We start from the raw sequence: 12085 nt of genomic DNA on the forward strand, positions 1-12085 counted from the left end.
CCACCAATCGGACAGTCCAGCCGCGGCGAGCCGTCTGACGGAGCCGCACGAGAAGAATGAGGAGCGTCGCCGTGCCTTCTGCCGATGCGAGCGCCGACACCGGTACCGCACCCGTCACAGAGCTCGCCACCCGCACACGGCCCGGTCCGACCCCCGGGGCCGGTGCGGACTGCGAGGACACCATGGACCTGCGTCTGCCCGACGACTTCATCGCGCTCTTCGCCGAGGAAGGCAGGGCGCGCGGCGACGCCAGGGAGGAGCGGAAGAGCACGGCGGCGGAAGCCGACGCCGCCCCGGCCGGTGACGACCTGCTCGACCGCGTCGGCGGCTGGGGGCCGACCGATACTCCCTTGGGTGCCTTCCACCTCGTCCCCGTACACGTCGAGCGCGATCTCCCGCTCGTCACTCGTTGGATGAACGACCCTGCCGTCGCCGTGTTCTGGGAACTGGCGGGTGCCCAGTCCGTGGCCGAGGAGCACCTACGCCGTCAGGTCGAAGGAGACGGACGAAGTGTTCCCTGCCTCGGCGTGCTGGACGGCATGCCCATGAGCTACTGGGAGATCTACCGCGCGGACCTGGATCTCCTGGCGCGCCACTACCCCGCCCGTCCGCACGACACCGGAATCCACCTCCTCATCGGTGGTGTCGCCAACCGTGGGCGAGGTCTCGGCTCGACCCTGCTCAGAGCTGTCGCCGACCTCGTGCTGGACAGGCGCCCCTTGTGTGCTCGCGTGGTCGCGGAACCCGCCCTTCGCAACACCCCCTCCGTCGCCGCTTTCCTGAGCGCCGGCTTCCGGTTCTCCGCCGAGGTCGACCTGCCCGACAAGCGGGCAGCCCTCATGGTCCGAGACCGGGCCCTGCGCGATCTGTTGTAGCGCCGTCGCATGTCCCTCGTTCGAGCGGAGACCGTCCGCCGCAGGACAGCCTTGATCATGCTTGGGATGCCCGTCTTGATCGCGACCGTCATTCGCCCCTTGATCGCCCGGTTGTCAGTGCCGACCCTTAGGGTGGCAGAGCTATGACACAGCCCTCACTTCCCGAACTTCTGCATGCCGCCGTCACCGCTGTCGGCGGTGCGGAGCGCCCTGGCCAGGTGACCATGGCCGAAGCAGTCGCGAATGCCATCGACGACAGCTCCCACCTGCTGGTCCAGGCAGGCACCGGCACCGGAAAGTCGCTCGGCTATCTGGTGCCCGCGCTCGCTCACGGGGAGCGGGTGGTCGTGGCGACGGCCACCCTGGCGCTCCAGCGGCAGCTCGTGGAGCGGGACCTTCCGCGGACCGTGGACGCGCTGCATCCGCTGCTGCGCCGCCGACCCGAGTTCGCGATGCTCAAGGGCCGGTCGAACTATCTGTGTCTGCACCGCCTGCACGAGGGTGTTCCGCAGGAAGAGGAGGGGGGCCTCTTCGATCAGTTCGAGGCGGCCGCTCCCACCAGCAAGCTCGGCCAGGACCTGGTGCGGCTGCGGGACTGGTCGGGTGAGACCGAGACCGGGGACCGTGACGACCTCACGCCCGGCGTCTCCGACCGTGCCTGGGCCCAGGTGTCCGTGTCATCCCGGGAGTGCCTGGGCGCAAGCAAATGCGCTTACGGAGCGGAGTGCTTCGCCGAGATGGCCCGTGAGCGCGCCAAACTCGCCGAGGTCGTCGTCACCAACCACGCGCTGCTCGCGATCGACGCCATCGAGGGCGCGCCGGTTCTCCCGCAGCACGAGGTGCTCATCGTCGACGAGGCTCACGAGCTGGTCTCCAGGGTCACCGGCGTCGCGACCGGCGAGCTCACGCCCGGCCAGGTCAACCGTGCCGTCCGCCGCGCCGCGAAGCTGGTCAACGAGAAGGCTGCAGACCAGCTCCAGACCGCCGCCGAGGGCTTCGAGCGGCTCATGGAGCTGGCCTTGCCCGGGCGTCTGGAGGAGATCCCGGAGGACCTCGGCTACGCCCTGATGGCACTGCGTGATGCCGCGCGTACGGTGATCTCGGCGCTCGGCTCCACGCGTGACAAGTCCGTCCAGGACGAGGACGCGGTACGCAAGCAGGCCCTCGCCTCGCTGGAGAGCGTGCACGATGTGGCGGAGCGGATCACCAACGGCTCGGAGTGGGACGTCGTCTGGTACGAGCGGCACGACCGCTTCGGTGCGTCACTGCGGGTGGCCCCTATGAACGTCTCCGGGCTCCTCAGGGAGAAGCTCTTCACGGACCGCTCCGTTGTTCTGACCTCCGCAACGCTGAAGCTCGGCGGTGACTTCAACGGAGTGGGAGCTTCGCTGGGTCTCGCCCCGGAGGGCACGGAGGGCGAGGATCTCCCGCAGTGGAAGGGCGTCGATGTCGGTTCGCCCTTCGACTACCCCAGGCAGGGCATTCTCTACGTGGCCAAGCACCTGGCCCGCCCCGCCCGTGACGGCGATCGCGGGGACATGCTGGACGAGCTCACCGAGCTGATCCAGGCCGCCGGCGGTCGCACGCTCGGCCTGTTCTCCTCGATGCGGGCCGCCCAACTCGCCGCCGAGGAACTGCGTTCGCGTGTCCCCGAGTACCCGATCCTGCTCCAGGGCGAGGAGACGCTCGGTGAGCTGATCAAGAACTTCGCGGCCGACCCGAAGACCTGCCTCTTCGGCACCCTCTCCCTCTGGCAGGGCGTGGATGTCCCCGGTCCGAGCTGCCAGCTCGTTGTCATGGACAAGATTCCCTTCCCGCGTCCCGACGACCCCCTGATGAGCGCCCGCCAAAAGGCCGTCGAGGACAAGGGAGGCAACGGCTTCATGGCCGTCGCCGCCACCCACGCGGCCCTGCTGATGGCGCAGGGCGCCGGCCGCCTCGTACGAGCGTCGGGAGACCGCGGCGTCGTCGCGGTGCTGGACCAGCGCCTTGCCACGGCGCGCTACGGCAGCTATCTGAAGGCGTCGCTGCCCGACTTCTGGTTCACGACGGACCGCAATCAGGTACGGAGGTCGCTGGCCGCGATCGACGAGGCGGCGCGGAAGTCGGAGGAGGCGTAGCGCCTGCGCGGCGGGCGGGACGTGGCGGGGCGGGCCCGCGTCAAACTGCTGCCCTGAGCCGAAGCCGGGCTTGCCCGTGCGCGCTGCTGAGTTCGGGCAGCGTGCCGGGCCTGCGCCGCAAATACGGCAGTGCCTCACGTCGAGCCCCCGCGAGCCCTGGCCCTGCTGACCGCCAGCCCTGGCGTTCCCAGGGTGGAATCCGAGCCGCACCGGCTTGGCGAGGCTGCTGAGCACCACCCACGCCGAACCGCACCGGCTTGGCGAGGCTGCCGGGCACCGCCCGCGCCGAGCTGCACCGGCTTGGGGAGGCTGCTGAGCTCTGGCTGGGCCGAGCCGCACCGGCTTGGGGAGGCTGCTGAGCACCGCCCGCGCCAGACCGCACCCGCTTGGGGAGGCCGCTGAGCACCGGCTGCGCCCCCGGCTCCGACTAGGAGGCGCTCAGTAACAAGGACAGGCACACTCAAAGTCCCTCGGCCAGGCCCCCCCGCCCCAGGCCCCCGGCCAGAAAACGCACAGGGCCCCGGAACCGGCGCAGTTGGTCCCGGGGCCCGGTCAAGGGCGGGCGGGAAGGTCCCGCCCGGCGCAGGGTGCTAGATCCGCCGCAGCACAGCCACTACCTTGCCGAGGATGGTCGCCTCGTCGCCGGGAATCGGCTGGTACGCGGAGTTGTGCGGCAGCAGCCACACATGCCCGTCCTCGCGCTTGAAGCGCTTCACCGTGGCCTCGCCTTCGAGCATGGCGGCCACGATGTCGCCGTTCTCCGCGACCGGCTGGCGGCGGACCGTGACCCAGTCCCCGTCGCAGATGGCGGCCTCGATCATCGAGTCACCGACGACCTTGAGGACGAACAGCTCGCCGTCTCCGACCAGCTGGCGGGGGAGGGGGAACACATCCTCCACCGACTCCTCGGCCAGGATCGGGCCACCGGCGGCGATCCGGCCGACGAGCGGAACGTACGACGCGGCCGGCTTGCCCGCCGTGTCCGTGGGCTGCGCCGAGGACTGGTCGGAGCCCCGGACCTCGTACGCGCGGGGCCGGTGCGGGTCGCGCCGCAGGAAGCCCTTGCGTTCCAGTGCCATCAGTTGATGTGCGACCGAGGAGGTGCTGGACAGGCCGACGGCCTGTCCGATCTCGCGCATCGACGGCGGGTAACCGCGCCGCTGCACGGAGTCCCTGATGACCTCGATCACCCGGCGTTGCCGGTCGGTGAGGCCCGAGCTGTCCGCCCGGATGCCTGGAGGTCGGCCCGGCAGCGAACGCTTGGGCCCCTCATGATTCGCAGCTTCGTTCATCGCTTGCACCGGCTCGAGTCGGCCCTGGGAGCGGTCCTGGGCAGTGATGGTGGCACTGTCTGCGGTGGTGGTCACGTCGGCCCCTCTCGATGGTCTCCCTGCTGGACAACGGTAGTTGCTTTCGAAAGGTTGCGCCAAACACACGTTCGAGTGAAAAAGTGTGGATTACCTGTCCTGATCATGTGTCTAGGTGTATGGCTAACGCTGCGTCTGGCTGACGAGCAGGCGCGCTGCTGTACCCTCCACCGCCGGGGTGACAGTCGGGCCGGCCGGGCCGGGCCGCCGCCCAGTCTGCCACCCGGTATCCCGTCGACCGGGAACCGCCCCCCGTTTTTCTGCGGTGACCACGCTATCTCCGCGTGTCTGGAATCGGTATGGCCGTGCGGCACATGCCATTACGTGTGCGACACGCGCGTCATCGGTGAATTTACGCGCCAAGCCCCACATGTAGTGGTTGGATTGCGGCAGCAGCCCAGAAGTTGTGGTCCCCCGGGTCTCCGACTCCTCGGCCATCGCCTATGCTGGGGACTGCTTCGAGGGACCCAAGGGGTCTCCCGAGCTGTATGAGTCGTGCTGTGAAGGAGGGTTGGAGCCATGCACTGCCCCTTCTGCAGGCACCCTGACAGCCGCGTCGTCGACAGTCGTACGACCGATGACGGCACGTCGATCCGCAGGCGCCGTCAGTGCCCCGACTGCTCCCGTCGTTTCACGACAGTGGAGACGTGCTCACTGATGGTGGTCAAGCGCTCCGGCGTGACCGAACCCTTCAGTCGTACCAAGGTCATCAATGGCGTCCGCAAGGCTTGCCAGGGGCGGCCTGTCACCGAGGACGCACTCGCCCAGCTCGGCCAGCGGGTCGAGGAGGCGGTGCGAGCCACCGGAAGTGCCGAACTGACCACCCATGACGTGGGACTGGCCATACTCGGCCCCCTGCAGGAACTCGACCTCGTCGCCTATCTGCGATTCGCGTCCGTCTACCGGGCTTTCGACTCGCTCGAGGACTTCGAGGCCGCCATCGTGGAACTCAGGGAAGAGACGAGGCAGCGCCCCGCTGCGGACGAGGCGGACGACGAAGACGCCTCCGCGGAGCGCCCCGAAAGCGACCGCGGGTCCGGAGGGACTGTTCAGGTCCCCGCGACCGCCGGCGCCGCCGACTGACGGAAAGGCCGACTCCGGTCGGTTCGCCGACGGCGACCACAGACCTGTTGCGGGCGGCCGCGTATGCGGCGCGCGCAGCATCAGACACACACCGTGCCAGGGGAAGAACCAGGCACTTCTGGGCGTTTTAGCCCGATACAGGGAGGCGGCATGACAGAGACGGCGAGCGGTCCGGTACGGGGTTCCCGCGCCAAGGGAACCAAGGCCAGCAAGGGGCTGCGCATCGAGCGCATCCACACCACTCCCGGCGTGCATCCGTACGACGAGGTGGAATGGGCGCGCCGTGACGTCGTCATGACCAATTGGCGCGACGGCTCGGTCAATTTCGAGCAGCGTGGCGTCGAGTTCCCCGACTCGTGGTCGGTGAACGCGGTCAACATCGTCACCAGCAAGTACTTCCGTGGTGCCGTCGGCACTCCGCAGCGTGAGGTGAGCCTCAAGCAGCTCATCGACCGCATCGTGAAGACGTACCGGAAGGCCGGTGAGGACTACAAGTACTTCACCTCGCCCGCCGACGCCGAGATCTTCGAGCACGAGCTGGCGTACGCCCTCCTGCACCAGATCTTCAGCTTCAACTCGCCGGTGTGGTTCAACGTCGGCACGCCGCAGCCCCAGCAGGTCTCCGCCTGCTTCATCCTGTCCGTCGACGACTCCATGGAGTCGATCCTCGACTGGTACAAGGAAGAGGGCATGATCTTCAAGGGCGGCTCCGGCGCCGGCCTTAACCTCTCCCGTATCCGCTCCTCCAAGGAACTGCTCTCCTCGGGCGGCAACGCCTCGGGTCCCGTCTCCTTCATGCGCGGTGCCGACGCCTCCGCAGGAACCATCAAGTCGGGTGGCGCCACGCGCCGCGCGGCCAAGATGGTCATCCTCGACGTCGACCACCCCGACATCGAGGGCTTCATCGAGACCAAGGTGAAGGAAGAGGAGAAGATCCGCGCGCTGCGTGACGCGGGCTTCGACATGGACCTGGGCGGCGACGACATCACGTCCGTCCAGTACCAGAACGCCAACAACTCGGTCCGGGTGAACGACACGTTCATGAAGGCGGTCGAGGCGGGCGGCAAGTTCGGCCTGACCTCCCGCATGACCGGCGAGGTCATCGAGGAGGTCGACGCCAAGTCGCTCTTCCGCAAGATGGCCGAGGCCGCCTGGGCCTGCGCCGACCCCGGCATCCAGTACGACGACACCATCAACGCCTGGCACACCTGCCCGGAGTCCGGCCGGATCAACGGCTCGAACCCGTGCAGCGAGTACATGCACCTGGACAACACGTCCTGCAACCTCGCCTCGCTGAACCTGATGAAGTTCCTGAAGGACGACGACAAGGGACACCAGTCCTTCGACGTCGAGCGCTTCTCGAAGGTCGTCGAGCTGGTCATCACCGCGATGGACATCTCCATCTGCTTCGCGGACTTCCCGACCCAGAAGATCGGCGAGAACACCCGCGCCTTCCGTCAGCTGGGCATCGGTTACGCCAACCTCGGCGCCCTCCTGATGGCGACCGGCCACGCGTACGACTCCGACGGCGGCCGCTCCCTCGCCGGCGCCATCACCTCGCTGATGACCAGCACCTCGTACAGGCGTTCCGCCGAACTCGCCGCGGTCGTCGGCCCGTACGACGGCTACGCCCGCAACGCGCAGCCGCACCAGCGCGTCATGAAGCAGCACTCCGACGCCAACGCAACGGCTCCTCGTGTGGACGACCTGGACAGCCCGATCTGGGCCGCCGCCACGGAGGCCTGGCAGGACGTTCTGCACCTCGGTGAGAAGAACGGCTTCCGCAACGCCCAGGCCTCGGTCATCGCCCCGACCGGCACCATCGGTCTCGCGATGTCCTGCGACACCACCGGTCTCGAGCCCGACCTCGCGCTGGTCAAGTTCAAGAAGCTGGTCGGCGGCGGGTCGATGCAGATCGTCAACGGCACCGTTCCGCAGGCCCTGCGCCGCCTGGGCTACCAGGAGGAGCAGATCGAGGCGATCGTCGCCCACATCGCCGAGCACGGCAATGTGATCGATGCGCCGAGCCTCAAGCACGAGCACTACGAGGTGTTCGACTGCGCCATGGGCGAGCGCTCCATCTCCGCGATGGGCCACGTCCGCATGATGGCCGCGATCCAGCCGTGGATCTCCGGCGCGCTCTCCAAGACGGTCAACCTGCCGGAGACGGCGACTGTCGAGGACGTCGAAGAGGTCTACTTCGAGGCCTGGAAGATGGGCGTCAAGGCGCTCGCGATCTACCGCGACAACTGCAAGGTCGGCCAGCCCCTCTCCGCCAAGACCAAGGAGAAGGAAAAGGTCGAGGTCACGGCGAAGGCCGAGGAGACCATCCGTACCGCGGTCGAGAAGGTCGTCGAGTACCGCCCGGTCCGCAAGCGTCTCCCCAAGGGCCGTCCCGGCATCACCACCTCCTTCACGGTGGGCGGCGCCGAGGGCTACATGACCGCAAACTCCTACCCGGACGACGGTCTCGGCGAGGTCTTCCTGAAGATGTCGAAGCAGGGCTCGACCCTCGCCGGCATGATGGACGCCTTCTCCATCGCCGTCTCGGTGGGTCTGCAGTACGGCGTGCCTCTGGAGACGTACGTCTCCAAGTTCACGAACATGCGCTTCGAGCCGGCGGGCATGACGGACGACCCGGACGTGCGGATGGCGCAGTCGATCGTCGACTACATCTTCCGCCGCCTGGCGCTGGACTTCCTGCCCTTCGAGACGCGCTCCGCGCTCGGTATCCACTCCATCGACGAGCGTCAGCGTCACCTGGAGACCGGGTCGTACGAGCCGTCCGACGACGACGTGGACGTCGAGGGCCTCGCCCAGTCCGCGCCCCGCGCACAGGAACTGAAGGCGGTCGCCGCCCCCAAGGCGGAGGTCGCGGCCGAGGCGGTCAAGCCCGCCCCGCAAGAGGTCCACACCAGTGCCGAACTGGTGGAGATGCAGCTCGGTATCCAGGCGGACGCCCCTCTGTGCTTCTCCTGCGGCACGAAGATGCAGCGGGCCGGCTCCTGCTACATCTGCGAGGGCTGCGGCTCGACCAGCGGTTGCAGCTGACACCGAGCGCCTTGTGAGGGGCGTGAAGTAACTGTTCAGGGCGGTGGAGCCGATCTCGTGGCTCCACCGCCCTTGACGCGTGGGACGCCTGGCCGTTGCGTTTGACGCAACGCTCCGCCGCGCTGAGGGCTTGTCGCGGCGATTGCTGTCGTGGCATGCTCCGAGCCATGATCAAGAGAATCGAGTCCTCCGTCCGCCGATGAGCGGGGCGACCGGGACAGGACTGCCCGGATCACCGACAACGCTGTTCGACCACGCGCTGCGGCTACATCAACTGGTTCCGGATGAGCCGCTTCCACGCGACGGGTACCCCTTCCCCGACGACGCGTTGCACCGTCGCCGAGGCCTGAAGGCACCCAAAGACCGGCACTTGGCCGGCAAGGATATTGCGCTCATTCTGGACACGCATTTCGCGAGGGTCTCTGCCCTGCCCAGCGAACTGGCCGACGTCTTCCACGACGTCTACGTCCCGATTCACCACAACGAGCACATCGCCGCCGCGGCTGCGCGGGTGGACACAGAACGCGCTCGTCAAACGGGCCGCTGGCTGGTCCGCTATGGCACCGATCGCTGCTCAGTCACCGTCGGGCTTGCCCTGCTCGCCGTTGTGGGAACAGCTGACGACATCCCACTGATTCAGACGATCGGGCTGCTCTCCGACCGCTTCGGGCCGCTGGCGGCGCACGCCTTCGAGCGGCAGACAGGGGGAGTCGAAGCCCTGCTCTGGCTCGCCGAGCGAGTCACCGGCTGGGGACGCGTCTATGTCGTTGAAGCTCTCTGCAGACTCGACGACCCAGTTGCCCGACCATGGCTGCTTCGCAGAGCCTGTGACGGCGACTTCCTCAACGGATACTTCGCCGGCAAGGTCGCCACAGTCGCCAGACTCCATGAGGCGCTGATAGAGCTCGACACTGACAGCGAGATGGTCGACCACGTCGGTCGGCTACTCCATCTCATGAGCGATTGCGGGGGGATGGGGCTCACCCTCGCTCACTACCCCCATTCGAGAGTGGTCCTGGAAGCTCATGCTCGCCATGTGGGTTTGCTCAGCCCGACCATGGAGCGCTACTTCACGATCGCGGTGCTCACTCAGCACCTGACTACGGAGCCTTCCGAGGCCGCGGGGTGCACCGCCGCACAACAGGAAGCGCTCCGGGCGACCTACCTCGAGGTGCTCGACCGCGAGGAGTGGACCCAGGCCGCACGTGCCGGGATCGCCACGGATGACAACAGGATGCGGTGGCTCGCCGACCACAGGGCGCCACAGCTGAGGCTGCGGGCGTTCCCCGATCGAGAGCCAGATGCCGAGGAATAGCGCACGCCAGGAATAAGTGCCCTCCGCCAGTACCTCAGTGACTGAAGGTCTGAGGCAAATGAAGGTCTGAGCAATGAAGGGCGGCACGGCTACCAGCCGTGCCGCCCTTTGCGTTTCCAGCGTCGGCTGAAGCCCCGCCGAGACCTACCGCTGTTCTATGGAGAGGTTTGTGCTGGGTACGGGCTGTGGCTGCCCCAGGAGTCCGGTTCAGGATTCCTCAGGGTTGCCCATGACACCGGCGAAGGTCGCCGGGTCCGTGTCGAATCCGTGGATGCCGGGGTGGAAAGTCCACTCTCCGGAGTCGTCGCGTACGAACTCCCCGACGGTCGCCGCCGTGGAGCCCAGGACCTCGCCGAATTGGTCCTCGGCCAGGACGGTGTAACCCTCGCGCATGCGCAGGGCGGGGTTCGCCACGCCGGCGAACGTCTTGTGGCCGCCGCGCTGTTGGATGAGCACGCCGACGACCACGCGGACGAAGCGCCTGTCCAGACGGTCCAGTTCCAGCGTCATGACCTCGTCCCAGCCGAAGCCCTTGCCGTCCTTGCTGTCCCGGTTCAGATAGATGGTGCCGTCCGGGGAGCGGCTGTCGAAGTGCACTACGTAGGCGGGTTTTCCGAAGGGATCGTCCGCCGGATACGTCGCCGCGACGATGTCGAGATCGGTCGAGGGTTCGCCTACGGGACTCGGGTCCCACTTCGCCGCGAGCTCGACCTTGCGGATGCCTTTGTTGAGACCGTTCACCAGATCTCTCCTCCCCGTTCCCCGTCTGCTTCCCGACTCAACTGCTGCGGAATCAGGGCTGGTTGCCCATCGTGCCACGCGCGCCGGGGCGCTCGCGCGGATGTCCTGCGCCGGAGCGTGACCAACGCCACGTTCTGTGGCCTTACGATGGCGCGGTGCTGGTCAAGTGGATTCGCTGCACCGTGGTCGACCGCCGCGGTTTCGAGCGGGGGCAGCGAAAGTGGGCGGGGCTTCTGGGCGAGCCGGGATTCCGGGGACAGGGCGGGGGATGGAGCCGGGAGCGGTCCGGCGTCGCGCACATTTTCGCCTTCTGGGAGAGCCGTGCCTTCTACGACTCCTTCATGGCCCGCTCCCACGACAGGCTCGCCGCGACTCAGTCGGGCACCTTCAAGGATTCCCAGGTCAAGTTGTTCGACCACCGTTTCGATGTGAAGACGGGCTTCGAGCCGCGCTTCACGGACACCGACGTGGTGCGGGTGGCTCACTGCCGTATCCACGAGGAACGGGCCGAACATTTCGCGCTGATGCAGGAGAAGGTCTGGAATCCGGCGATGGCGGGTTCGCCCGGCATGGTGCGGGGCCTGTTCGGCGAGGCGCCAGGAAACGAGTTCCTGATCCTCTCCATGTGGCAGTCCGCCGCGGAGCACGGCAAATACCGCTCCGAGCGGGTGGAACGGCTCGCGTTGCGCGCGCAGACCGAGGCCGACGTGGCCGCCCTCGCGGGCGACATCGTGGAGCTGGAGCCCGGCTGGACGGTCTGACCGGGCACCTGCCGCGCGGCCCCGATGTGTGCCGGTCTTGTGTGACCTACGCCGTATGGAGCCCGTACGGGTGCTCGATCTGGGGTCACCCCATTTAGGGTCTTGGCATGGTACGACCACGGCGCATCGTTCTTGTCCGGCACGGCGAGTCAACGGGCAACGCCGATGACACCGTGTACGAACGCGAGCCCGACCATGCCCTGGGGCTCACCGAGCTGGGCTGGCGGCAGGCGGAAGAGACCGGGAAACGGCTGCGGGAGGTGTTCGGGAGCGAGACCGTAAGCGCTTACGTCTCCCCGTACCGCCGTACGCACGAGACGTTCCGCGCCTTTCACCTCGACCGGGAGCTCGTACGGGTGCGCGAGGAGCCGCGACTGCGCGAGCAGGACTGGGGCAACTGGCAGGATCGTGACGACGTACGCCTTCAGAAGGCGTACCGGGACGCGTACGGGCACTTCTTCTACCGCTTTGCGCAGGGTGAGTCCGGCGCCGACGTCTACGACCGGGTCGGCGGCTTCCTGGAGAGCCTCTACCGCAGCTTCGAGGCGCCCGACCACCCGCCGAACGTGCTCCTGGTGACACACGGCCTGGCCATGCGGCTGTTCTGCATGCGCTGGTTCCACTGGACGGTCGCGGACTTCGAATCGCTGTCGAATCCGGGGAACGGGGAGACGCGGATGCTCGTTCTCGGCGCGGACGGCAGGTACACGCTTGACCGTCCTTTCGAGCGCTGGCGCGATCCGGAACCGTACGGAATCACCGGATAGAGTGG

At 67.6% G+C, this 12085-nt stretch carries 9 protein-coding genes; 7 read left to right on the forward strand and 2 right to left on the reverse strand.

Annotated features, from left to right (window positions below; genetic code table 11):
• Positions 1–71: 71 nt before the first annotated feature.
• Both ACFYPC_RS32670 and ACFYPC_RS32675 read left to right on the forward strand, forming a co-directional pair.
• Positions 72–875, forward strand: a complete 804-nt coding sequence (locus tag ACFYPC_RS32670) for a GNAT family N-acetyltransferase (RefSeq protein ID WP_391890152.1) — start codon at positions 72–74, stop codon at positions 873–875.
• Between the two features lie 143 nt (positions 876–1018).
• Entirely contained in the window at positions 1019–2995 is a 1977-nt protein-coding gene (locus ACFYPC_RS32675) for an ATP-dependent DNA helicase (RefSeq protein ID WP_391890154.1), read from the forward strand.
• Between the two features lie 590 nt (positions 2996–3585).
• Here the strand turns inward: ACFYPC_RS32675 and lexA are convergent.
• Entirely contained in the window at positions 3586–4362 is a 777-nt protein-coding gene (gene lexA, locus ACFYPC_RS32680) for a transcriptional repressor LexA (RefSeq protein ID WP_365426069.1), read from the reverse strand.
• Between the two features lie 519 nt (positions 4363–4881).
• Here lexA and nrdR point away from each other — a divergent pair.
• The 3 genes from nrdR to ACFYPC_RS32695 all read left to right on the forward strand — a co-directional run bounded on the left by nrdR (position 4882) and on the right by ACFYPC_RS32695 (position 9811).
• Positions 4882–5445 carry a transcriptional regulator NrdR gene (gene nrdR, locus ACFYPC_RS32685; RefSeq protein ID WP_391890158.1) on the forward strand — a complete coding sequence of 188 codons (564 nt, stop codon included), beginning with the start codon at positions 4882–4884 and terminating at the stop codon, positions 5443–5445.
• A 150-nt stretch (positions 5446–5595) separates the two neighbouring features.
• On the forward strand, positions 5596–8496 hold the full coding sequence (locus tag ACFYPC_RS32690; protein WP_391890161.1) for a vitamin B12-dependent ribonucleotide reductase: 2901 nt from the start codon (positions 5596–5598) through the stop codon (positions 8494–8496).
• A 199-nt stretch (positions 8497–8695) separates the two neighbouring features.
• Positions 8696–9811, forward strand: coding sequence for a hypothetical protein (locus tag ACFYPC_RS32695; RefSeq protein ID WP_391890163.1), 1116 nt, complete (start codon positions 8696–8698; stop codon positions 9809–9811).
• Positions 9812–10018: 207 nt separating this feature from the next.
• On the opposite strand, the gene ACFYPC_RS32700 is transcribed toward ACFYPC_RS32695, so the two are convergent.
• On the reverse strand, positions 10019–10552 hold the full coding sequence (locus ACFYPC_RS32700) for a TerD family protein (protein ID WP_391890165.1): 534 nt from the start codon (positions 10550–10552) through the stop codon (positions 10019–10021).
• Positions 10553–10707: 155 nt separating this feature from the next.
• Here ACFYPC_RS32700 and ACFYPC_RS32705 point away from each other — a divergent pair, with 155 nt between their 5' ends.
• Both ACFYPC_RS32705 and ACFYPC_RS32710 read left to right on the forward strand, forming a co-directional pair.
• Positions 10708–11313 carry a YdbC family protein gene (locus tag ACFYPC_RS32705; protein WP_391890168.1) on the forward strand — a complete coding sequence of 202 codons (606 nt, stop codon included), beginning with the start codon at positions 10708–10710 and terminating at the stop codon, positions 11311–11313.
• Between the two features lie 107 nt (positions 11314–11420).
• The gene (locus ACFYPC_RS32710) at positions 11421–12080 is read left to right on the forward strand and encodes a histidine phosphatase family protein (RefSeq protein ID WP_391890171.1); all 660 of its coding nucleotides are present in this window, start codon (positions 11421–11423) and stop codon (positions 12078–12080) included.
• Positions 12081–12085: the final 5 nt, after the last annotated feature.

The sequence above is a fragment of the Streptomyces sp. NPDC005808 genome (assembly GCF_042871385.1).
Classification (GTDB): domain Bacteria; phylum Actinomycetota; class Actinomycetes; order Streptomycetales; family Streptomycetaceae; genus Streptomyces.

Excerpts from the sequence above, each read along its gene's own strand:
- ACFYPC_RS32675 (WP_391890154.1), top strand. The coding sequence starts at position 1,019 with ATGACACAGCCCTCACTTCCCGAACTTCTGCATGCCGCCGTCACCGCT.
- nrdR (WP_391890158.1), top strand. The coding sequence starts at position 4,882 with ATGCACTGCCCCTTCTGCAGGCACCCTGACAGCCGCGTCGTCGACAGT.
- ACFYPC_RS32690 (WP_391890161.1), top strand. The coding sequence starts at position 5,596 with ATGACAGAGACGGCGAGCGGTCCGGTACGGGGTTCCCGCGCCAAGGGA.
- ACFYPC_RS32695 (WP_391890163.1), top strand. The coding sequence starts at position 8,696 with ATGAGCGGGGCGACCGGGACAGGACTGCCCGGATCACCGACAACGCTG.
- ACFYPC_RS32710 (WP_391890171.1), top strand. The coding sequence starts at position 11,421 with ATGGTACGACCACGGCGCATCGTTCTTGTCCGGCACGGCGAGTCAACG.